The 20,454-nt window shown below is 72.7% G+C and carries 21 protein-coding genes; 11 read left to right on the forward strand and 10 right to left on the reverse strand.

Annotated elements, in window-relative coordinates:
* Positions 1 to 9 precede the first annotated feature (9 nt).
* From IPT68_RS02810 to IPT68_RS02820, 3 genes are all read left to right on the forward strand, one after another.
* Positions 10 to 1,392 carry a maltokinase N-terminal cap-like domain-containing protein gene (locus IPT68_RS02810; protein WP_189700753.1) on the forward strand — a complete coding sequence of 461 codons (1,383 nt, stop codon included), beginning with the start codon at positions 10 to 12 and terminating at the stop codon, positions 1,390 to 1,392.
* A 6-nt stretch (positions 1,393 to 1,398) separates the two neighbouring features.
* Positions 1,399 to 3,636 (forward strand): 1,4-alpha-glucan branching enzyme, encoded by a 2,238-nt coding sequence (gene glgB / locus IPT68_RS02815; protein ID WP_189700752.1) that lies wholly within the window; start codon positions 1,399 to 1,401, stop codon positions 3,634 to 3,636.
* A gap of 106 nt (positions 3,637 to 3,742) precedes the next feature.
* Positions 3,743 to 4,864 carry a glutamate--cysteine ligase 2 gene (locus IPT68_RS02820; protein ID WP_194074050.1) on the forward strand — a complete coding sequence of 374 codons (1,122 nt, stop codon included), beginning with the start codon at positions 3,743 to 3,745 and terminating at the stop codon, positions 4,862 to 4,864.
* A gap of 29 nt (positions 4,865 to 4,893) precedes the next feature.
* On the opposite strand, the gene IPT68_RS02825 is transcribed toward IPT68_RS02820, so the two are convergent.
* The gene (locus IPT68_RS02825; protein WP_189700750.1) at positions 4,894 to 5,127 is read right to left on the reverse strand and encodes a DUF6480 family protein; all 234 of its coding nucleotides are present in this window, start codon (positions 5,125 to 5,127) and stop codon (positions 4,894 to 4,896) included.
* Between the two features lie 154 nt (positions 5,128 to 5,281).
* Between IPT68_RS02825 and IPT68_RS02830 the strand changes: the two genes are divergently transcribed.
* Complete coding sequence (locus tag IPT68_RS02830) at positions 5,282 to 7,186, forward strand: AMP-dependent synthetase/ligase (RefSeq protein WP_189700749.1); 1,905 nt, start codon at positions 5,282 to 5,284, stop codon at positions 7,184 to 7,186.
* Positions 7,187 to 7,195: 9 nt separating this feature from the next.
* Here IPT68_RS02830 and IPT68_RS02835 read toward each other — a convergent pair whose 3' ends face one another.
* Entirely contained in the window at positions 7,196 to 7,483 is a 288-nt protein-coding gene (locus tag IPT68_RS02835) for a DUF4190 domain-containing protein (protein WP_189700766.1), read from the reverse strand.
* Between the two features lie 346 nt (positions 7,484 to 7,829).
* Between IPT68_RS02835 and IPT68_RS02840 the strand changes: the two genes are divergently transcribed.
* On the forward strand, positions 7,830 to 8,264 hold the full coding sequence (locus tag IPT68_RS02840) for an ATP-binding protein (protein ID WP_189700748.1): 435 nt from the start codon (positions 7,830 to 7,832) through the stop codon (positions 8,262 to 8,264).
* 39 nt (positions 8,265 to 8,303) lie between these two features.
* Here IPT68_RS02840 and IPT68_RS02845 read toward each other — a convergent pair whose 3' ends face one another.
* Both IPT68_RS02845 and IPT68_RS02850 read right to left on the reverse strand, forming a co-directional pair.
* Positions 8,304 to 8,534 carry a hypothetical protein gene (locus tag IPT68_RS02845; RefSeq protein WP_228040213.1) on the reverse strand — a complete coding sequence of 77 codons (231 nt, stop codon included), beginning with the start codon at positions 8,532 to 8,534 and terminating at the stop codon, positions 8,304 to 8,306.
* 107 nt (positions 8,535 to 8,641) lie between these two features.
* Complete coding sequence (locus tag IPT68_RS02850; protein WP_189700747.1) at positions 8,642 to 9,013, reverse strand: PRC-barrel domain containing protein; 372 nt, start codon at positions 9,011 to 9,013, stop codon at positions 8,642 to 8,644.
* 224 nt (positions 9,014 to 9,237) lie between these two features.
* On the opposite strand from IPT68_RS02850, the gene IPT68_RS02855 reads away from it, so the two are divergent.
* Together IPT68_RS02855 and IPT68_RS02860 are read left to right on the forward strand one after the other, a co-directional pair.
* The gene (locus IPT68_RS02855) at positions 9,238 to 9,627 is read left to right on the forward strand and encodes an STAS domain-containing protein (RefSeq protein ID WP_189700746.1); all 390 of its coding nucleotides are present in this window, start codon (positions 9,238 to 9,240) and stop codon (positions 9,625 to 9,627) included.
* Positions 9,628 to 9,814: 187 nt separating this feature from the next.
* Entirely contained in the window at positions 9,815 to 11,191 is a 1,377-nt protein-coding gene (locus IPT68_RS02860) for an NAD(P)/FAD-dependent oxidoreductase (RefSeq protein WP_189700745.1), read from the forward strand.
* 736 nt (positions 11,192 to 11,927) lie between these two features.
* On the opposite strand, the gene IPT68_RS02865 is transcribed toward IPT68_RS02860, so the two are convergent.
* Both IPT68_RS02865 and IPT68_RS02870 read right to left on the reverse strand, forming a co-directional pair.
* On the reverse strand, positions 11,928 to 12,788 hold the full coding sequence (locus IPT68_RS02865) for a SigB/SigF/SigG family RNA polymerase sigma factor (RefSeq protein ID WP_189700744.1): 861 nt from the start codon (positions 12,786 to 12,788) through the stop codon (positions 11,928 to 11,930).
* 183 nt (positions 12,789 to 12,971) lie between these two features.
* Complete coding sequence (locus tag IPT68_RS02870) at positions 12,972 to 13,415, reverse strand: ATP-binding protein (RefSeq protein WP_189700743.1); 444 nt, start codon at positions 13,413 to 13,415, stop codon at positions 12,972 to 12,974.
* 155 nt (positions 13,416 to 13,570) lie between these two features.
* Here IPT68_RS02870 and IPT68_RS02875 point away from each other — a divergent pair, with 155 nt between their 5' ends.
* The 3 genes from IPT68_RS02875 (at position 13,571) to IPT68_RS02885 (ending at position 16,044) form a co-directional block, all read left to right on the forward strand.
* A complete protein-coding gene (locus IPT68_RS02875; RefSeq protein ID WP_189700742.1) occupies positions 13,571 to 13,792 on the forward strand; it encodes a hypothetical protein in 222 nt (73 codons plus the stop codon).
* Positions 13,793 to 13,845: 53 nt separating this feature from the next.
* Positions 13,846 to 15,318: an aminotransferase class I/II-fold pyridoxal phosphate-dependent enzyme gene (locus IPT68_RS02880; RefSeq protein WP_189700741.1), complete on the forward strand. Its 1,473-nt coding sequence runs from the start codon at positions 13,846 to 13,848 to the stop codon at positions 15,316 to 15,318.
* A 267-nt stretch (positions 15,319 to 15,585) separates the two neighbouring features.
* Complete coding sequence (locus IPT68_RS02885; protein WP_189700740.1) at positions 15,586 to 16,044, forward strand: cyclic nucleotide-binding domain-containing protein; 459 nt, start codon at positions 15,586 to 15,588, stop codon at positions 16,042 to 16,044.
* A gap of 104 nt (positions 16,045 to 16,148) precedes the next feature.
* Here the strand turns inward: IPT68_RS02885 and IPT68_RS02890 are convergent, their stop codons facing one another.
* Together IPT68_RS02890 and IPT68_RS02895 are read right to left on the reverse strand one after the other, a co-directional pair.
* The gene (locus IPT68_RS02890) at positions 16,149 to 17,447 is read right to left on the reverse strand and encodes an MFS transporter (RefSeq protein ID WP_189700739.1); all 1,299 of its coding nucleotides are present in this window, start codon (positions 17,445 to 17,447) and stop codon (positions 16,149 to 16,151) included.
* 72 nt (positions 17,448 to 17,519) lie between these two features.
* On the reverse strand, positions 17,520 to 18,134 hold the full coding sequence (locus IPT68_RS02895; protein ID WP_189700738.1) for a LysE/ArgO family amino acid transporter: 615 nt from the start codon (positions 18,132 to 18,134) through the stop codon (positions 17,520 to 17,522).
* 101 nt (positions 18,135 to 18,235) lie between these two features.
* Between IPT68_RS02895 and IPT68_RS02900 the strand changes: the two genes are divergently transcribed.
* The gene (locus IPT68_RS02900; RefSeq protein ID WP_189700737.1) at positions 18,236 to 19,135 is read left to right on the forward strand and encodes a LysR family transcriptional regulator ArgP; all 900 of its coding nucleotides are present in this window, start codon (positions 18,236 to 18,238) and stop codon (positions 19,133 to 19,135) included.
* 13 nt (positions 19,136 to 19,148) lie between these two features.
* On the opposite strand, the gene IPT68_RS02905 is transcribed toward IPT68_RS02900, so the two are convergent.
* Complete coding sequence (locus IPT68_RS02905) at positions 19,149 to 19,598, reverse strand: DUF6098 family protein (protein ID WP_189700736.1); 450 nt, start codon at positions 19,596 to 19,598, stop codon at positions 19,149 to 19,151.
* Positions 19,599 to 19,706: 108 nt separating this feature from the next.
* The gene (locus IPT68_RS02910; RefSeq protein WP_189700735.1) at positions 19,707 to 20,447 is read right to left on the reverse strand and encodes a L,D-transpeptidase family protein; all 741 of its coding nucleotides are present in this window, start codon (positions 20,445 to 20,447) and stop codon (positions 19,707 to 19,709) included.
* Between the last annotated feature and the right edge of the window lie 7 nt (positions 20,448 to 20,454).

Genomic DNA, 20,454 nt, shown 5'->3' on the forward strand with positions numbered 1-20,454 from the left:
GGCGTCACCATGACGAAGACCGCATCCCTCCGGCCGAGCGACAGTGGGCTCACCGCGTCCATGGCCTCGCTCAACGGGCTGCTGCGCGAATGGCTGCCCCGGCAGCGCTGGTTCGCCGGCAAGGACCGGCCCGTCACGGATCTGCGCCTGCTGTCGCTGACGGAGCTGTTCCCGGGGTGTCTGCACCTTCTGGTGCACGCCGGCCACGTGGGCGGCCACAGCGGCCTCGCCGGAGTGCCCTCCCCCGGGGGCACTCCCCCGCCCGGGGACTGTTACCAGCTGTTCCTCGGCGTCCGGGAGCATCCCTCCCCGCGCCTGGGCCGGGCGCTGATCGGTCTCGCCCAGGACGGCCCGCTGGCGGGGATGACGGTCTACGACGCCCTGCAGGACCTGCGTTCGGCGCAACTGCTGCTGGAGCGCCTGCGGCACCCGGGCAGCGCGGGCCCGCTGCACTTCGAGGCCGACCCGGCCATGCCGGTCCCGGCCGGTCTGGTGCCGCGGGTGCTGGACGCCGAGCAGTCCAACTCCTCACTGGTGTACGGCGACGAGTTCATCCTGAAGGTCTTCCGGCGCATCCAGCCCGGCGTCAACCCCGACCTGGAGGTGCCGGGCGCGCTGGTCGGGCAGGGCTGCGAGCGGGTCCCCGCGCCCGTGGCCTGGTTCCGTACCACCCAGCCGCAGGAGGCCACGCTGGGCGTGCTCCAGCCCTTCCTGCGCAACGCCTCCGACGGCTGGACCCTCGCCCTGCACGCGCTCGCCACCGGCAGCGACTTCACGCCGGAGGCGCACGAGCTGGGGCGGGCCACGGCGGAGGTGCATCTGGCGCTGGCCACGGCGTTCCCGGCCGGCGGGCGGTGCGAGAACGGGCGGACGGCGGCGGCGATGACGGAACGCCTGGATGCCGCCGCGCACAGCGTTCCGGGGCTCCGGTCGTTCGTGCCCGGGCTGCGGTCGGCGTTCAGCGCCCTGCTGACGTGCGACGCCGGGCCGCCCGCCCAGCGCATCCACGGTGATCTGCATCTGGGGCAGGTGTTGCGGGCGGGCCGTGAGTGGTTCGTGATCGACTTCGAGGGCGAGCCGTCCCGTCCGCTCGCCGAACGGCGCAGCGCCCAGTCCCCCGTCCGGGACATCGCGGGCATGCTGCGCTCCTTCGACTACGCGGCCCGGCAGCGCCGGCCCTGGCGTCCGCAGTGGGCGCGCCGCTGCCGGGAGGCCTACTGCGCGGGCTACGCGGCCCGGGCCGGCTGGGATCCCCGTAAGAAGCACGGCCTGCTGCGTGCTTATGAGACGGATCGGGCGGTCTACGAGGTGCTGTACGAGGCCAGGCACCGCCCGGACTGGCTTCCCGTACCCATGGCGGCGATCGAACGACTCGCCGTGAGAGGAGACTGAACAGCCGTGGCGCTGCGCGACATCTCACCCCCGAAGGCCTCCGGCCCGCACTCGTCGGCTCGCACGTCCGTCAGGGGCGCGCCCCCGCTGGATCCCGCCGACCGGGAGCGCCTGCTGGCGGGCGCCCACCACGACCCGCACGCCCTGCTCGGCGCGCATCCGGTGCCGGGCGGGACCGCCGTGCGGGCGCTGCGGCCGTTCGCCCGCGCGGTGAGCGTGCTGGTCGGCGGGGAGCGCGTCGCGCTCACGTCGGAGGGCGACGGCCTCTTCTCCGCCGTACTGCCGCACCAGACGATCCCGGCGTACACGCTGCTGGTGGCCTACGAGCAGGAGGAGTACGAGGTCCACGACCCGTACCGCTTCCTGCCCGCCCTCGGCGAGCTGGACCTGCATCTGATCAAGGAGGGCCGGCACGAGCAGTTGTGGCAGGCGCTGGGCGCCGAGCCGATGACCCACCAGGGCGTGACCGGCACCCGGTTCACCGTGTGGGCGCCGAACGCGCGCGGGGTGCGGGTCGCCGGAGACTTCTGCTACTGGGACGGGACCGCCTTCCCGATGCGCTCGCTGGGCGCCTGTGGGGTGTGGGAGCTGTTCCTGCCGGGCATCGGCGAGGGCACCAGGTACAAGTTCGAGATCACCTCGCAGTACGGCCACCGGTTCCTGAAGGCCGACCCGATGGCACGTCGCACGGAGGTGCCGCCGGACACCGCCTCGATCGTGACCGCCTCGCACTACGAGTGGGGCGACCAGGAGTGGATGGCGCACCGCGGCGACACGCCGGTGCACCGGGCGCCGTTCTCGGTGTACGAGGTGCACCTGCCCTCCTGGCGCCCGGGGCTGACCTACCGCCAACTCGCGGAGGAGCTGCCGCGGTACGTCAAGGACCTCGGCTTCACGCACGTGGAGCTGATGCCGGTCGCCGAGCACCCCTTCGGCGGCTCCTGGGGCTACCAGGTCACCGGCTTCTACGCGCCCACCTCCCGCCTCGGCACCCCCGACGACTTCCGGTACTTCGTCGACGCCTGCCACCGGGCCGGCATCGGCGTGATCATGGACTGGGTACCGGCGCACTTCCCCAAGGACGACTGGGCGCTGGCCCGGTTCGACGGGGACCCGCTGTACGAACCCGGGAACGCGCAGCGCGCCGAGCATCCCGACTGGGGGACCTACGAGTTCGACTTCGGGCGGACCGAGGTGCGCAACTTCCTGGTCGCCAACGCCGTGTACTGGTGCGAGGAGTTCCACATCGACGGGCTGCGCGTGGACGCCGTCGCCTCGATGCTCTACCTCGACTACTCGCGGGACTCCGGCCAGTGGACCCCGAACGCCCACGGCGGACGGGAGGACCTCGACGCGGTCGCGTTCCTGCAGGAGATGAACGCGACCGTCTACCGGCGCGCACCCGGCGTCGTGACGATCGCCGAGGAGTCCACGGCCTGGGGCGGGGTGACCCGGCCGACCGACAGCGGCGGTCTGGGCTTCGGGCTGAAGTGGAACATGGGCTGGATGCACGACTCCCTCGAGTACATGAGCAAGGAGCCGATCCACCGCAAGTACCACCACCACGAGATGACGTTCTCGATGATCTACGCGTACAGCGAGAACTACGTGCTGCCCATCTCGCACGACGAAGTCGTCCACGGCAAGCAGGCCCTGGTCAGCAAGATGCCCGGCGACTGGTGGCAGAGGCGCGCCAACCACCGCGCGTACCTGGGCTTCATGTGGGCCCATCCCGGCAAGCAGCTCCTGTTCATGGGGCAGGAGTTCGCGCAGGGCGGCGAGTGGTCCGTGGAGCACGGCCCCGAGTGGTGGCTGCTCGACCCCGGCCACTGCGCGGCGGGCGACCACCGCGGGGTGCGGGACCTGGTCCGCGATCTCAACGCCCACTACCTGGGCACGCCGGCACTCTGGCAGCGCGACACCGACCCCGGCGGCTTCCAGTGGGTGGAGTGCGACGCGGCCGACGACAACGTCTTCGCCTTCCTGCGCTACGACGAGAAGGGCACGCCCCTGCTGGCGATTTCGCACTTCTCCCCGGCCGTCCGGCACGACTACCGGCTCGGCGTCCCCGACGACGTCCCGGCCTGGCAGGAAATCCTCAACACCGACGCGTCCCGCTACGGCGGCAGCGACGTCGTCCACCCCGACCCCGTCAAGACCGAGGCGCAGGAGTCGCACGGCCGTCCCGCGAGCATCAAGCTGACCCTGCCGCCCCTGGCCACGGTCTGGCTGCGCCCGGCCTGACGGCGGCCGCCCGCGGCCTCCACCGGATTCGAGTGGCGCTCCATGGGCATTCGGAGACGTACGGCGGGCCCCGCCGTCCTGGAACGTCGACGAAAGGCCGTGTGAGGTGCGCACCGTCGGAGTGGAGGAGGAGCTCCTCCTGGTGGATCCGGAGAGTGGGGAACCGCGTGCGCGGTCGGCCGCCGTGCTGGCGCGCGCCGAGCACGACGGCACCGGCGGTTTCGTCTTCGAGAAGGAACTCCACGACCAGATGCTGGAGTTCAACACGCACCCGCAGACGGACATGGCGGACCTGGGCGCGGAGATCGTGCGCTGCCGCCGGGAGGCGGCGCGCAACGCCGGGGAGATCGGCTGCTCGGTGGCGGCGCTCGCCACCTCGCCGCTGCCGGTCAAGCCCGCGGTCGGCGCGCACCGCCGCTACCAGTGGATGGCGGTGGAGTACGGAATCGCCACGCAGGAGCAGCTCGTCCTGGGTTGCCATGTCCATGTAGCTGTCGAGTCCGACGAGGAGGGTGTCGCGGTCGTCGACCGGGTCCGGCCGTGGCTCGCGGTGCTGGCGGCGCTGAGCGCCAACTCGCCCTTCTGGCAGGGCAAGGACACCAGTTACAGCAGTTACCGCAGCCGGGTGTGGCAGCGCTGGCCGTCGGCCGGACCGACCGAGCTGTTCGGCTCGGCCGAGCGGTACCGCGCGCGGGTCGCGGAGATGATGGCGACGGGGACCCTCCTCGACGAGGCGATGGTCTACTTCGACGCCCGGCTGTCCCGGAACTACCCGACCGTCGAGCTGCGGGTCGCGGACGTCTGCCTGCACGCGGACACCGCCGTGCTGATCGCCACCCTCGCCCGCGGGCTGGTCGAGACGGCGGCGCGCGAGTGGCGTGCGGGCCGCGAGCCGGCCGGGCACAGCGTGAGCGTGCTGCGCCTCGCCGCCTGGCGGGCGGCCCGCTCCGGCCTCACGGGAGAGCTGCTGCACCCGGCGGTGATGCGCCCGGCGCCCGCCGAGACGGTCGTGCGGGCCCTGTTGGAGCACCTCGGCGACGCGCTCGCGGACACCGGGGACCTGGACCGGGCGAAGGAGGCCTGCGCGGAGCTGTTCCGGCGTGGCAACGGGGCGCAGGTGCAGCGCGGGCTGCTGGAGCGGACGGGGAGCCTGCGGGACGTCGTCCTGGAGTGCGCGCGGCACACCCAGGGTGAGGCCGCGCGCCGGGGGGTGACACCTGAGCCGTGAGGGCGGTGGCGTCACGGGGCTCTGTGCCGCTAGAGCATCAGGATCAGGCTGTACGCCAGGAAGAAGGCGGCGACCAGCACGACGAGCACGAGGATCAGCGCCAGCGGTGCCTTGGCCCAGCCCTTGGTCGGGTTGTGGGTCTCCCGGGGGAGGGCTCCGGACATGCTGCTCTCCGCGGGCGGGGTCTCCCCGGGGGGTACGCCGCCGCCCGGTTCCAGGCCCGTCGAGCGGTCGGGTTCGGGATCGGGATTGGTGTGACTCATGCCGTCCGAGTCCCCCCAAGCCGCCGAGATCATCAGGGCGCGAGGCCGATTCTCCGTTCCCGGCACGAAACGGTCCGGCCTGGGCTAGATTCGACCACCGCCGATAACGGTTCTCGTCGGTGAGGTCACAGCCCGTACACGTCAGGAGCAGCGCATGCGCGACGTCGCACTCGCTCCGCCCACCGTTCCGCCCCTGACCGGCGGGCTCGCCGACAGTCTCTTCGAGTGGGCGGCGACCCAGCCGACCCTGCCGTTGATCGCCCGCCGCCCCGGCTCCTCCGCGACCGTCTGGGAGGAGGTCACGGCGATCGAACTGCGGGACGAGGTGGTCGATCTGGCCCGGGGACTGGTCGCCTCCGGCATCTCGCCGGGTCACCGCGTGGCGATCATGGCCCGCACCCGCTACGAGTGGACCGTCCTCAGCCACGCGCTGTGGGCGGTGGGCGCGGAGGTCGTCCCGATCTATCCGACGTCGTCGCAAGACCAGGTCGAGTGGATCCTCCGGGACTCGGGCTGCGTGGCCGTCGTCGTCGAGGACGAGCAGGGCGTGATGACCATCGGCCCGGTGTGCGCGCGGCTGCCCGCGCTCCGCCACGTGTGGCAGCTGGACACGGGCGCGCTGGAGGAGCTGACCGATCGCGGCGCGTTCCTCCCCGCGCTCACGGTCGACTCGCTGCGGCGCATCGTGCTGCCGGACTCCACCGCCGTGATCGCCTACACCTCGGGCACGTCGGGCCGCCCCCTCGGGTGCGCGTTGAGCCACCGGGGCCTGGCGAACGTGTGCGACACCCTGCTCGCCGGCTGGGGCCACACGGCGGCGCCGCCGGGCGAGCAGGGCCGGGTCCTGGCCTTTCTGCCCTTCTCGCACGTGTACGGGCTGATGATCCAAGGCCTGTGCGTGCGCGGCGGGCTACTGATGGCGCACGAGCCGGCCATCGACCAGGAGACGCTGGCGTCGGCGCTGCGCTCGTTCCGGCCGACGTACTTCTACGCCGTGCCGTCGGTCTTCGAGAAGCTGTACAAGAACTTCCTGCGCGCGGCCCAGCAGGCGGGCCGCGGCGCCCTGTTCGAGCGGGCCGCGGAGACCGCGCGGGCCTTCGCCGCGGCCACCGAGCGGCAGCGGCTCGGCCGGGGAGCGGGGCCCGGCTTCGAGCTGCGGCTGCAGCACGCGCTGTACGAGCGGACGGTGTACCGCCGGCTGCGGGCCGCGCTGGGCGGCGCGGTCTGCCGGGGGACGTCGGGCGGCTCGTCGCTCCACCGCGAACTGTCCCTTTTTTACGAGGGCGTCGGCATCTACGTGCACGACGGCTACGGCCTGACCGAGACCTCCGGCGGGGTGACGATGCAGCCGCTGGGCCGGGAGAAGTCCGGGACGGTGGGGCGGGCCCTGCCCGGCATGGAGATCCGTATCGCCGACGACGGGGAGATCCTGGTGCGCGGCCCCTCGGTGTTCCAGGGCTACGTCCACGACGAGGGGGCGACGCGGGCCGCGCTGTGGGGTGGCTGGCTGGCGACCGGGGACCTCGGGCGGCTGGACTCCGAGGGCTATCTGACGATCACCGGCCGGAAGAAGGACATCATCATCACGAGCAGCGGCAAGAGCGTCGCCCCGGCCGCGCTGGAGCAGCGGCTGCGGATGCATCCGCTGATCCACCAGGCGGTGCTGGTGGGCGACGACCGGCCCTGCGTGGGTGCCCTGATCACCCTGGACCCGGACTTCCTGGCGCACTGGCGGGCGGCGCTGGCACTGCAGGGCGACGCGCCGGTCCGGGAGGCCCGGGAGGAGAACGCGCTGCGCGAGGAGGTCGGGCGCGCGGTCGCCGCGGCCAACAGCGCGGTGTCGCGCTCCGAGTCGATCAGGGTGTTCCGCATCCTGCCGGAGCCGTTCGACGTGGCGAACGGGCTGCTCACCCCGTCGATGAAGCTGCGGCGGGACGCGATCGTGCGGCACTACGCCGAGGAGATCGACGCCATGTACCAGGCACGCTCGCGCCCGCCACGGCTCGCCGCACCGCAGGAGCCGGTCGGCTGGGACGACTCGGACAGTGTGTTCCGGTGAGCCGCCCGGTCAGCCGCCGACGTACCAGCTGAATCCGCCGTCGGAGGCGGCGAGGGCGAGCAGCGCCACGAAGAGCACCAGGTCGACGATGCCGAGGATGATTCCGGCCCTGGCCATTCCGCCGCCGCCCTTGACGGGAGCCTGGCGCATTCCGACGGCGCCGAGCACGATCGCTATCGGTCCGAGGATGACATTGAAGAGGAATATGCCGATGATTCCACAGGTGAGGCTCGCGATGGCCAGGCCGTTGGTGCGCGACCCGGGAGACGCGGCGGGGGAACTGCCGTAGGTCATCACTTTTCCTTCGAGGTCGGGATCACGGATGTTTCCGCCCTTTCCGAAATTCCGGGTGCCCGGCAATTCGCCCCGCATTCCCTCGGGCTGGATTACGCGCAAGGACAGCCGGGCGGGACGGGAAAGCGTTCCTCGCGGAAACTTTCTGGGACGCGAATATTCTTTGCGTTCCCGGAGTCGTCGCCTGCTCCGGCAGGCGGTCCGGCGTTCGCGCCGGCAAGGGCCCGCATCGGGCGAATCGGGTGCTTCCGTGTGGTGAGACGCGTAGGTACCACGGGTACGGGAACCCGCAGAGTGCGACCCGAGAGGCAGAAGCACAGCCTTGCGACCGAGAGGCTGGAAAGGCGACATGGCAACCGAGCCGCATTGGGACGAAACACTGGCTGGCCAAGGAATCCCGAGCCGGACGACCGGCTTCCCGGGTGATCCGCAGGACGTGACCGGTGCGCGCCTGGCGGCGGAGAGCTTCCTCCGCGACCTGGCCCGCACCGCACCGCCCGCGACCCCGGAGTCGTGGCACGACATCCTGCTGGTCGTCACGGAGCTTGCCGCGAACGCGGTCCAGTACGCGCCCGGACCCTTCCACCTGCGGATCCGGCGGACCTACGACGGGGTGCACCTCACCTTGCACGACACCAGCAGCACGCCCCCGTCGCCCCGCCCGTTCCATCCGAGCACCGGGGGTGGCGGCATCGGGTGGCATCTGATCCAGACGTTGTGCGACCAGGTCAGCGTGGTCAGCGACGACCACGGCAAGGACATCCACGTGTTCCTGCCCTGGTGAACGGGATCGCTGAGCACGGGGTCGCTGTGATGAACGGGGTCACTCGGGCGCCCGGTCCTCCGCGGCCCGCAGCGGAACCAGGACACGGATGGTCTTGCAGCCCCCGGGCCGCGGCTCGACGGCGATGTCGCGCGCCACGCGGACGACGAGGGGCCGGCCGGAGCCGCTGCCGTGACGGCCGTGCGGCAGGTCGCCGGTCCCGAACGCGGCGGCGGGAACGACGTCGCCGTGGTCGTGGACGGCCAGGCGCACGCCCTGCGGGGTGGCCACCGCCTCGAAGCCGGCCGGCCCGCCGCCGTGCCGCACGGCGTTGCCGGCCGGCTCGGAGACGACCAGGTGCAGATCGATGACGTCGCGTCCGGGGCCTGCAGGTCGGGTCAGGCGGTGGTGGGCTCGCGCGGCGGCAGGTTGCCGTAGTAGTCGCCGACCGTCGCCAGATAGTGCGGGTCGAGGGTTTCGCTGTCGGTGCGGAAGCGCGGAGCCTCCTTGACCTCCGCCCGGGTGCAGGCCAGCGAGACCAGACGGTGCTCGGTGTCGATCCCCGTGACCAGGCCCACCGGAACCAGCACGCTCCTGCCGAACACCCAGACGCCGGTGTCGACGACCAGGTGCCGCATGCCGTGCGGGTCGGCCAGCCGGTCCACGTGGCCGAGCGTGCCGTCCGTGCCGTCGACGGTGAACCCCGTGAGGTCCTGGCCCTCGACGTGGCCGGTGCCCGGTGCGTACGACCAGATTCTGTCGATGGTCACGCTGCTGATTCCTCCTCCTTCACGCCTGTGCTTCACAGCTCCCACTACCCCCGACCCCCGAGGGCAATCGGTGGGCGGCGGGCTGCATGAAAGGCCCGTGCGGGGGTACGCGCGCTGCGCGCCGATCAACATGATGATCGGCGCAGTTGACTGACGCAGGGGCGTGCATCGAGTGCGCCGCGCGGGGTAACCAGCCCCGGCCGTCGACCTTGTTGGAGGTACTCGTGACAATTGCCCAGAACCCGCTGTCCGTCGAGGTCACGCTGCCGCGCGAGGACGTCGCCCTGGTGAGGGTCGAAGGCTATCTGGACGTCGACACCGCGACCGAGTTCCAGCATCACCTGGCCAACCAGTTGCACCACGGTCGGCGTCACTTCGTCCTGGACGTCTCCGAGGTGCCGTTCATGGACTCGTCCGGTATGAACATCATCCTGCGTATCTACCAGGAGACCCGTCGCAACGGCGGCAGCGTCCATGTGCTGTCCCCCACCCCTCCCGTCCAGCGGGTCCTGGACCTGACCGGGGTGAGCATCACGGTCCCGGTGTCCGGGAGTTTCGACGAGGCGCTGGCCCTGATCGACGAGCAGGTGGCGGCGCAGGCGGCGGAGGGCTGAGGCCCGCCTTCTCTCCGGTCGGCGCGGATGGCGGCCGGGGGGCGCATGCTGGTGTTCGAGCCGTTCGTCTGCCTGCCGCGTCCAAGTGGCGCAGCGACTCCGGGCACGGTGGGATCGACAGGTGCGAAGCCACGATCCAGGGGCACGCGCCAGACGTCGAGGCAAACCGCCCGGAACCGTGGAAGGGATGGACATCGTGACACGACCCAGGATCCTGGTGGTGGGCGCCGGCTTCGCGGGAGTGGAGTGCGTACGGCGCCTGGAGCGCCGTCTCTCCCCCGACGAGGCCGCGGTCACTCTGGTGACGCCGTTCTCCTACCAGCTCTATCTCCCGTTGCTTCCCCAGGTCGCCTCCGGGGTGCTCACGCCCCAGTCGATCGCGGTGTCCCTGCGCCGCAGCCGCAAGTACCGCACGCGGATCATCCCTGGCGGGGCGATCGGCGTGGACCTGAAGGCCAAGGTCTGCGTGATCCGGACGATCACCGACGAGATCATCAACGAGCCGTACGACTACATCGTGCTGGCGCCGGGAAGCGTCACGCGCACCTTCGACATCCCGGGGCTCGTCGACAACGCCTTCGGGATGAAGAGCCTGGCCGAGGCCGCCTATGTCCGCGACCACGTCATCTCGCAACTGGACCTCGCCGACGCCAGTCACGACCCGGCCGAGCGGGCCGCGCGGCTGCAGTTCGTGGTGGTGGGCGGCGGCTACGCGGGCACCGAGACGGCGGCGTGTCTGCACCGCCTCACGTGCAACGCGGTCAAGCGCTACCCCCGGCTCGACCCGCGGCTGATCAGGTGGCACCTGATCGACATCGCGCCCAGGCTGATGCCCGAACTGGGCGAGAAGCTGGGGCGCAGCGCCCAGGAGGTGCTGCGCCGGCGTGGTATCGAGATCTCGCTCGGCGTGTCCATCGAGAAGGCGGGCCCGCACGAGGTGACCTTCACGGACGGCCGGGTGGTGCCCACGCGCACGCTGATCTGGACGGCGGGCGTCGTCGCCAGCCCGCTCATCGCCACGTTGGGCGCGGAGACGGTGCGGGGGCGGCTCGCGGTCACCGCCGAGATGTGCGTGCCGGGCCACGACGGGGTGTTCGCGCTGGGCGACGCCGCGGCGGTGCCGGACGAGGCCAAGGGCGAGAAGGGGGCGATCTGCCCGCCGACGGCGCAGCATGCGATGCGGCAGGGCAAGAAGGTCGCCGACAACGTCATCGCGACGCTGCGGAACCAGCCGATGCAGCCGTACGTCCACACGGACCTCGGGCTGGTCGTCGACCTCGGCGGGCGCGACGCGGTCTCCAAGCCCCTGGGTGTGGAACTGCGCGGCACGATCGCCCAGGCCGTCGCCCGCGGCTACCACTGGTCGGCGCTGCGCACGAACGTCGCCAAGACCCGCGTCATGACCAACTGGCTGCTCAACGCGGTCGCCGGCGACGACTTCGTCCGCACCGGATTCCAGGCTCGCCGCCCGGCGAAGCTGAAGGACTTCGAGTACACCAACGTCTACCTGACCCCGGAGCAGATCCGCGCCCGGGTGGAGAGCGTGAACCCGACACAGAACTGACTGGCGGGGCCCGGCGCCCGGTGTCGAGGGAGCGGCAGGAGTCGACCCAAGGGGCCTGGGCATGGGCGTGGGCCCGCCACCCGCCGTCAACGGTGCGGGCAGGCCCTGAACGGGGCACGGCCCGACGCACGGCGTGGGAGGGACGCGCCCGCAGTCGGCCCAAGGCGTGCGGGCGCACCGCTCGGCTCGGGGGGTGCGGGGACGCCGGTGGAGCGTCCGCTCCGGCAGGCGGAGGCGGGACACCGCTCCCAGCGGGAGACCGGAACGTGTCTGCGGACCGGCACCGGCGTATCGCGTGCTGTGCGCCGGCCCCCGCATGTGGATGCCGCCCACTTCTGGCAAGCGGCACACAGACGACCGCCCGTCGAAGGGGCACGTCCACCCCGGGCGTGATCTCGCGCAGGCGCTGGGCAGTCACGAGCGGCGTGGTGAAAGGCCACCCCGGCCGACGCCGACGTGCGACCGTCCGGCAGGCAACCGCCGGCCGGCACCGCCCGCGGCCGGGTGGGCCGTCGGCGGTCGGAAGCCCGCGCCGTGACCTCCCGCCTCCAGGTCGGCCGCGCGGCGCCGCTCTCCGGCGGGCCGGGTCCCACGGCCGTCGGCTCGCGGGGGGCTGAGGCTCCGCGACGGATGTGCTCGGCGCGGCCGATCGCTCGTCGGGCCGCGGCGTTGGTGACTCCCCGCTGACACCGACCGGGCCACGATTCCGCGCGGCCCGGTCGGTGGGAGGGGGCCGTCAGGCCGCTGTCGAGCCGTTCCGCCCGGCGCGCGCCGGGCGGTGGCCCAGGGCCTCGTCCCGCACGCGGGCGCAGCTGCGGCTGATGAGGCGGGAGACGTGCATCTGGGAGATGCCGAGCCGGTCGGCGATGCGGCTCTGCGTCATGTCCTCGAAGAAGCGCATGTAGAGGATGGCCCGCTCACGCTCCGGCAGGTTGCGCAGGCTCTGCTTGGCGGACTCGCGGTCGACCACCACGTCGTACGAGCCGTCCGGCGCGCCCAGGGTGTCCGCGAGGCTGTAGCCGTCGTCGTCGGAGGAGAGCTCGGCGTCGAGGGAGAGCGTGCTGAAGCTCTCCAGGGCCTCCACGCCCGTGGCCACCTCGTCCTCGGTCAGCCCCGTGTGGGCGGCGATGTCGGCTGCCGTGGGTTCCGGCGCGCCCGGGGTCTGTGCCAGCTCCCGGCGGGCCACCCGCACCTTGTTGCGCAGTTCCTGCACCCGCCGCGGCACGCGCAGCGCCCACATCCGGTCCCGGAAGTGACGCTTGACCTCCCCCGTGATGGTGGGCACCGCGTAGCTCTCGAAGGCGCCGCGGGAGGGGTCGTACCGGTCGATCGCCTTGACCAGCCCGAGCGCCGCCACCTGCTTGAGGTCCTCCAGCGACTCGCCGCGGTCGCGGAACCGGCCGGCGATGCGATGGGCCATGGGCAGCCACGCGGTGACGAGTTCGTTCCGGACGGCGTCCCGTTCGGGCCCGTCCTCAAGATCGTGGAGACGGGCGAAGAGGTCGGCGGTCTCGGGAGCGTCGTCGTGCCGCCGCCGGGCGGGGGCGGCGGAGGAGTCGGGCGTGCCGGGACGGCTTGTCGACATGTCGATGAGCATGCGGAATCGCTCCTGAACGGTCTTTTCAGGGACTTCAGGGACTGTCCGCGGGAAGGGTGCCGCTCCGGTCACCCGGAGGCCCCGGAGCGCATACCGCTCCCCGCTAGCGCGCCTCCGGTCCGAAGCACGAAACTGCTTCTGCCCTGGGCCCGGAGGAACAAACTCCGGGCATCCGGAGGTCGCTCAGAAAACCGGCACCGCCGCCGTGATGCGCTTGCCGCCGGTGGGCAGATCGGCCACCCGGACGTCGCACGACAGCCGGCACACGATCGGCCAGCCGCGCCCTCCGGCCCGCCGGCGCCCCTGCTCGTCGACCGGCGCCACGGCCACCGGCAGCCGGTCGCTGCGGTCGCACACGGAGACCCGCACCTCGTGCCCGACGACGTCGACGTCGACGCCGGTGACGCCACCGCCGTGCAGGATGGCGTTGCTGGTCAGCTCAGAGGCGACGAGGAGCGCGTCCGACAGCGCCTCCTCGTCGCACCGGGTACCGGTGGCCCGGCACCGGCACGCCACCGCGTGCCGCACGGCCCGGCGGACATCCGCCGGACGGCAGGTGCCGCTTCGGCCGGGCCTGGCCTGGTCGGCCGGTTCGCCTGCGGGCTGGGTCCACTGCTGCGCGCTCACTTGTCGGCTCCCTGACTGATCGGCTGGTGAAGCAACCACTGAGTCGAAAGAAACAGGTCTGTCCGGCACTGCCCTCTCAAGTCGGCTCACCCCCTTGGGGCACACCAAACCCGCGTCCGGGCCATCGATGCCGGACGCGGGGGTAGGTGGAGAACATGACTGATGTCGTGGACTCGGACGAGCTGTTGCGGCGTATCCAGCGCGGCAGGGCCTGCGCGGAACAGGAGGAACGCGCGTGGCGAGCGCGCAGTGAGGCTCTGGAGCCGACCGACCCGGCCGGAGCCCGCGAGGCCGCGGTGCGCCGGCTGGCCTACGAGGCGGTGCTCAGGGTGCTGGACGAGATCGTGACGCCCGGCCGGCACGCCGAGGTGGGCTGACCGGTCACCCTGGCGGGCGGATTGGGGGCCGGGGCGCCGGGAACCCGACCCCCATGTCCGTTGATCACACCAGAGCACCAGTACTGGAAGCCCTCGCCGAGTACCGCCGCGCGGGGCGGTTGTCGTTCACCCCGCCCGGGCACAAGCAGGCCCGCGGCGCCGATCCGGCCGTACGGGAGGTGCTGGGGGACGCCGTCTTCCTCGGGGACGTGCTGGCGTCGGGTGGTCTCGACGACCGGCTCGGCCGGGGCCGGGTGCTGGAGCGGGCCCAGCAGCTGATGGCCGACGCGGTCCACGCCGACCACACCTTCTTCACCACGTGCGGGAGTTCCCTGTCCGTGAAGGCGGCGATGCTGGCCGTCGCCGGCCCGCACGAGAAGCTGCTGATCGGACGGGACGCCCACAAGTCCGTGGTGTCCGGCCTGATCCTGTCGGGCATCGAGCCGGTGTGGGTCGAGCCGCGCTGGGACGCCGAGCGGCATCTGGCGCACCCGCCGTCCGCCGAGGAGTTCGCCCGTGCGTTCGCGGAGCATGCGGACGCCAAGGGCGCGCTGGTCACCAGCCCGACGCCGTACGGCAGTTGCGCCGACCTGCGGGCGATCGCCGAGGTCTGCCACCGGCGGTCGGTGCCGCTGATCGTGGACGAGGCGTGGGGCGCGCATCTGCCGTTCCATCCGGATCTGCCGTCCTGGGCGATGGACGCGGGCGCCGACATCTGCGTGACCAGCATCCACAAGATGGGCAGCGGCCTGGAGCAGGGCTCCGTCTTCCATCTCCGGGGCGACCTGGTCCCGCCGGAGTTGCTGAAGCTGCGCGCCGATCTGCTCAGCACGACCAGCCCGTCGGCGCTGATCTACGCCGGGCTGGACGGCTGGCGCCGCCAGATGGCGCTGCGCGGGCAGGACCTCATGGGCGGCACCCTGGATCTGGCGGCGGACGTGCGGGCGGCGATCGAGGAGATCGACGGGCTGCACGTCAACGACCGCGCCGACTTCTGCGGGCCGGGCCTGGCCGACGACTTCGACCCGCTGCCGGTCGTCATCGACGTCGACGGGCTGGGGATCACCGGTTTCCAGGCCGCCGACTGGCTGCGCGAGCACCGCGACATCGAGGCGCACCTGACCGACCACCGGCGCATCGGCGCGCAGCTCACCCACGCCGACGACCAGGAGACGACCGGCGAACTGCTCGCCGCGCTCAAGGACCTGACGGCCGCGGCACCGGACCTGGATCCGGCCTCGCGCGTCGACCTGCCGTCCCCGTCCGAGCTGCGCCTTGAGCAGGTGCGCCTGCCCCGTGACGCGTTCTTCGGCCCGACGGAGGACGCGCCGGTGTCCGAGGCCGCCGGGCGGGTCGCCGCGGAGATGATCACGCCGTACCCGCCCGGCATCCCGGCCGTACTGCCCGGCGAACGGCTCGCCGAGCCGGTGCTGCGCTATCTGCGCACCGGCCTGGACGCCGGCATGAACCTCCCCGACCCCAGCGACGCGCGACTGGAGACCGTCCGCGTCGTCGCGGAGCGATGACCTCACAGCCGTGCCCCGGGGGAAAGTGAAACGGGTCACGTGACCCGCTTGCGGCGGGGAGTACCCCTCGAGATGGTTTATCGTTCACTCATACGTGGTGGCGGGGTCGAAGGTCTTCTCCTCCGGACACCACCCCTTACGGCCCTGGCTGGCTTCCCCCGTCCAGCCAGGGCTTCTCCATGCGCCAAGGTGCTCCGCGCGCCCGCAGCCGGTGAAATGGGCATAGGAACAGCACCGGGTCCTCTCGCCGGCGAGGAGCTCTGCGCCATGACCAAAGCGACGAAACTGCTGACCGCCCTGCCCCCGCCGCAGCGACAGCGCCTGATGACGCTCGCGCGCGAGGTGTCCTTCCCCGAGGACACCCGGATCTTCGAGGCGGGGGGCACGGCCGACCGCTTCTGGGTGATCCGCTCGGGCGCGGTCTCGCTCGACCAGCAGGTGACGTCCGTCCAGCGGGTGACCGTGGCCAGCCTCGGCGCGGGCGATCTGCTCGGCTGGTCGTGGCTGTTCCCGCCGCACCAGTGGGACTTCGGCGCGGAGGCCTTCAGTCCGGTGCGCGCCTACGAGTTCGAGGCGCGGCCCGTGCTCGCGCTGTGCGAGCAGGATCCGCAGCTCGGCATGTCGCTGGTACGGATCGTCGCGGAGATCCTCGCGTACCGCCTGGAGATGACCCGCGGCCAGCTCATGGAGCAGTACGCCCTGCACCGGCGCTCCGGCAGCCTCTAGGGCCGGTCGCTCGGATCACGCCGCAGACGCGGGGCCCGGCACACGCGCCGATCGGCACCGTCGGCTCCCCGCGACCTGATCCGGACGACAGGCCCCGGGTCCCGTCAGACGCGGTAGCGCCGCAGGTCCGGCACCGCCGCGGCCAGGGCGAGCATCACGGCGACGACCAGCACGCCGCCGCCCACCACGGCCGTGCGCGCACCGAAGGCCGAGCCGGCCGTGCCGTGCAGGACGTCGGCGAGCCGGGGGCCGCCCGCGACGACGACCGTAAAGACGCCCTGCATCCGGCCGCGCATCTCGTCGGTCGCGGCGGACAGCAGGATCGCGCCGCGGAACACCATCGAGACCATGTCGGCGACCCCTGCGGCGGCCAGGAACGCCACCGCGATCCAGAGGCTCGCGCTCAACCCGAAGCCGGTGACGGCCACCCCCCACGCGACGACCGCGCCGATCACCATCCAGCCGTGCCGCCGGGCCCGGGAGAACGTGCCGGAGAACAGCCCGCCCGCCACCGCGCCGACCGGGATGGCCGCGAACAGCAGGCCGAGGGCGAGGCCCTCGCCGTAGGGGGCGTACGTCTCCGCGGCGAGCTGCGGGAACAGGGCGCGGGGCATGCCCAGGACCATGGCGACGATGTCGGCGAGGAAGGACAGCAGCAGCACCTTGTGCAGCGCGATGTAGCGGAAGCCCGCCACGATCTCCCGCACCCCGGCGCGCCGGGCCGCCGTGCCCGCGAGCGGCGGCAGCGAGGGCAGCCGCAGCACCGCCCCGACGGCGACGCACAGGGCCAGGGCGTCGATCAGGTACAGCTCGGGCAGGCCGACGACCGGGATGAGGGCGCCGGCGAGCAGCGGCCCGGCGACCAGGCCGGTCTGCATCACGGTCGAGCCGAGGGCGTTCGCGGCGGCCAGTTCGTGTTCGGGGACCAGGCGGGCGACGGAGGCGCTGCGCGCCGGGGCGTTGAGGCCGAAGAAGGCCTGCTGGACGGCGAGCAGCACCATCAGGACGCCGACCGAGTCGAGGCCGGTGGCGGCCTGGAGCCAGAACAGCACCGAGGTGACGGCTATGCCGCTGTTGGTGATCAGCAGCAGTCTGCGGCGGTCCATGCTGTCGGCGACCGCCCCGCCCCACAGCGCGAACACCACCAGCGGCAGCAGCCCCGCGAGGCCGGCGTAGCCGACCCAGGCGGAGGAGCCGGTGATGTCGTAGATCTGCTTGGGCACGGCGACCGCGGTCAGCTGACTGCCGACGGCCGTGACCACGGTCGAGGCCCACAGGCGGCGGTAGGCCGGGCGGCGCAGGGGGCGGGTGTCCATCGCCCACCGCCGCCGGCCGCGTCTCGGCGGCCCGGCGGGTGCGGGGTCCTCGACGGGGTGCTCGGTGCTGCTCTCGCTGGTGTCCACGCGCTTCCCGGTTGCTCACTACATCTTTCGGAACGCGGATCACTATCGCAGCCCGGTTCCGAGCACCTCCGCTCAGCTCCCGGCGATGAGCGTGACACCGAGGACGATCATGGTCACGGCGACCAGTCCGTCCAGCACCCGCCAGGCGGCGGGCTTCGTGAGCCAGCGGCCGAGCAGCCGGGCGCCGAAGCCGAGCGCGGCGAACCAGCACAGGCTGGCCGTCGCCGCGCCGATCCCGAACGTCCAGCGCAGCGGGCCCTGGTCGGCGGCGAGCGAGCCCAGCAGGAAGACCGTGTCGAGGTAGACGTGCGGGTTGAGCCAGGTCATCGCCAGGCAGGTGAGCACCGCCCGCCGGACCGACCCGGCGGTGTCTCCCTCCGTCCGCAGCGCGCCCTGGGGGTCGACGACCCGGCGGGCGGCCAGGGCGCCGTAGCAGAGCAGGAAGGCACCGCCGATCCAGCCGACGACGGTCAGCGCGCCCGGCCAGGCCACCACCACCGCGCCGATCCCGCCCACGCCGAGGGCGATCAGGGCGGCGTCGGAGAGCGCGCAGATGCCGACCACGGCGAGCACCGCCTCGCGGCGGACCCCCTGACGCAGGACGAAGGCGTTCTGAGCGCCGATGGCGACGATGAGCGACAGACCGGTGCCGAAACCGGCGGCCGCGGCGGAGAGAGCAGGGGACATGCCCTCGACGCTACGGAAACGATCACTGTGCGTACAGCTGAAGATTCTTACGTACCCTTAGCACGACTGATGCGAGCCGGCAGGACGAGACGGGCGCGGTGATGACGGAGCTTCCACTCGACCAGGTGCGGACCCTGCTGGCGGTCGTGGACGAGGGCACCTTCGAGGCCGCCGCCGCCGCGCTGCACGTGACGCCGTCGGCGGTGAGCCAGCGGGTGAAGGCCCTGGAGCAGCGCACCGGGCGCATCCTGCTGATGCGGACCAAGCCGGTACGGCCGACGGAGTCGGGCGAGGTCGTGGTGCGGCTGGCGCGTCAGCTGGCCCGGCTGGAACGGGACGCTCGCGCCGAACTGGGCCTGAGCGGTGCCGGGGACGCGACCCGCGTGTCCGTCGCGGTGAACGCGGACTCGCTGGCGACCTGGTTCCTCCCGGCGCTCACCGGCGTCCCCGAGGAACTGCGGCTCTGCTTCGAGTTGCGCCGCGAGGACCAGGACCACACGGCGGCGCTGCTGCGCGAGGGCCTGGTGATGGCGGCGGTGACGTCGTCGTCGGTGCCCGTGCCGGGCTGCTCCGTGCGGGCGCTCGGCATCATGCGGTACGTCGCCGCGGCCCGCCCCGACTTCGCCGAGCGGCATCTGGACGGGCCGCTGCCCGAGACCCTCCCGCACGCGCCGGTCGTGGTCTTCGACCGCCGGGACGACCTCCAGGACGCGTTCGTGCGCCGGCTGCGCCGCGGCGGGGGCGGCGCGAGCGCGGTGCGGCACTTCGTGCCCACCTCCGACGGGTTCGCCGAGGCCGTCGCCGCGGGCCTCGGCTGGGGACTCGTCCCCGAGACCCAGGCCGATCCGCTGCTGGCCTCGGGCCGCCTGGTCCACCTGGCGCCCGACCGGACCGTGGACGTGCCGCTGTACTGGCAGCAGTGGAAGCTGGACTCGCCCGCGCTGGCGGCGGTGGCGCGGGCTGTGACGGAGGCGGCCGCGCGGGCACTGCGGCCGGCCTGAACCCCCGGCGGCGTCACCGCCCCGTCCGCCGCAGCGGCCCCCAGGCGTTCTCCTGCCGTTCCACCTCCGTGCGGGCCTCCTGGATCACCCGGTCGTCCACCCAGCGCATCGGGCGCACCTCCGCCACCAGCGGCTCGTTGTCCGGTCCCCGTCCCCGCTCCCGCCCCTTGAGGACCCAAGGGCGTACTCCGGGCCCCTTGTCGTGCGGCAGATGGGCGTAGTCGTACAGCCGCCGGGCCACCCACAACTCGACCGGCCGGCCCTGCCACCACTCCTCGACGTCGAGCGGGTTGGCCGACAGGCCCGACATCGGTACGCCGGTCAGCTCGTCGGTGCTGGAGACCGAGGTGAGGTCGGTCTCCGGGCCGCGCGACCAGCGGACGTACAGGCTCTGGTGCCGTTCGACCAGCCGGGCGAGTTCGGCGAGTGTGCGTACGACCGGAAGGTCGTCGGGTGCGCTCATGGCGGGCCTCCCTCCGCTCGGCGCCCGGCGACCGAAGTACCCGCACGGGGCGAACGGAATCGGACCTGTGACCTCCGGTTGCCCGTGGCCGGGCCGGTCCGACGGCCTTCAGCGGGCCAGCGAGGCGGCGTCGCCCATGACGACCACCGGGTACCGGCCCGGGTCCAGGGCCCGCAGCAGCTCCTTCATGTGGGCCCTGCGGACGGTGACACAGGCCTGAGTGGGCCCGCCGTGGTCGACGTGGAACCAGATGCCGCCGCCGCGCTCGGAGCCGAGCGGCCGGTGCCCGTCGAGCGGCGAGGTGCCGGGCCGGCGGTTGTAGTCGATGGCGACGACGTAGTCGAACGAGCCGGCCAGCGGCTCGCCGCCGAAGCCGGCACCGGTCGCCGTGAACATGCTCGAGTGGTCGTACGGCAGCCGGGTACCGGGGTCGGGAAGCAGCCCGCCGGCGCCCGTGAGGGTGTAGACGCCGACGGGTGAGCGCAGATCGCCGAGGCTGTGGTCGTCGGTCCAGCCGTTGAGCGCGTTGTGCGCGGGCCAGCTCCGGGTCGCCTGCCAGCCCGCCGGACTGCGCTCGTACAGGACGGCCTCGGAGACCGGGGAGTTCCTGTCGCGGCCGGTCACCACGACGGCCTGGCGTGCGGCGGCGGGCACCTGGGCCCGGGTCACGGGGCCGAGCCCGGGCAGCGCCGGGGCGCCGGCGAGGGAGTGCTCGGCCGCGGGCCCGGGCGCCTTGGCCTCGGAGGCGAGGGGGCCGTGCGCGGGCGCCGCGTCCGAACCCCCGGCCCCGCACGCGGTGAGCAGCAGTGCGGCGGCGGGCAGCAGGAACCGGCGGATACGTCTGGTCATGCTCCGA

Origin of the sequence: Streptomyces chromofuscus, assembly GCF_015160875.1 — a bacterium.
Taxonomy (GTDB): Bacteria; Actinomycetota; Actinomycetes; order Streptomycetales; family Streptomycetaceae; genus Streptomyces; species Streptomyces chromofuscus.

Excerpts from the sequence above, each read along its gene's own strand:
- IPT68_RS02865 (WP_189700744.1), bottom strand. The coding sequence starts at position 12,788 with ATGCTCATCGACATGTCGACAAGCCGTCCCGGCACGCCCGACTCCTCC.
- IPT68_RS02875 (WP_189700742.1), top strand. The coding sequence starts at position 13,571 with ATGACTGATGTCGTGGACTCGGACGAGCTGTTGCGGCGTATCCAGCGC.
- IPT68_RS02905 (WP_189700736.1), bottom strand. The coding sequence starts at position 19,598 with ATGAGCGCACCCGACGACCTTCCGGTCGTACGCACACTCGCCGAACTC.
- IPT68_RS02860 (WP_189700745.1), top strand. The coding sequence starts at position 9,815 with ATGGACATCGTGACACGACCCAGGATCCTGGTGGTGGGCGCCGGCTTC.
- IPT68_RS02840 (WP_189700748.1), top strand. The coding sequence starts at position 7,830 with ATGGCAACCGAGCCGCATTGGGACGAAACACTGGCTGGCCAAGGAATC.
- IPT68_RS02880 (WP_189700741.1), top strand. The coding sequence starts at position 13,846 with ATGTCCGTTGATCACACCAGAGCACCAGTACTGGAAGCCCTCGCCGAG.
- IPT68_RS02910 (WP_189700735.1), bottom strand. The coding sequence starts at position 20,447 with ATGACCAGACGTATCCGCCGGTTCCTGCTGCCCGCCGCCGCACTGCTG.
- IPT68_RS02885 (WP_189700740.1), top strand. The coding sequence starts at position 15,586 with ATGACCAAAGCGACGAAACTGCTGACCGCCCTGCCCCCGCCGCAGCGA.
- IPT68_RS02900 (WP_189700737.1), top strand. The coding sequence starts at position 18,236 with ATGACGGAGCTTCCACTCGACCAGGTGCGGACCCTGCTGGCGGTCGTG.
- IPT68_RS02895 (WP_189700738.1), bottom strand. The coding sequence starts at position 18,134 with ATGTCCCCTGCTCTCTCCGCCGCGGCCGCCGGTTTCGGCACCGGTCTG.
- IPT68_RS02830 (WP_189700749.1), top strand. The coding sequence starts at position 5,282 with ATGCGCGACGTCGCACTCGCTCCGCCCACCGTTCCGCCCCTGACCGGC.
- IPT68_RS02810 (WP_189700753.1), top strand. The coding sequence starts at position 10 with ATGACGAAGACCGCATCCCTCCGGCCGAGCGACAGTGGGCTCACCGCG.
- IPT68_RS02825 (WP_189700750.1), bottom strand. The coding sequence starts at position 5,127 with ATGAGTCACACCAATCCCGATCCCGAACCCGACCGCTCGACGGGCCTG.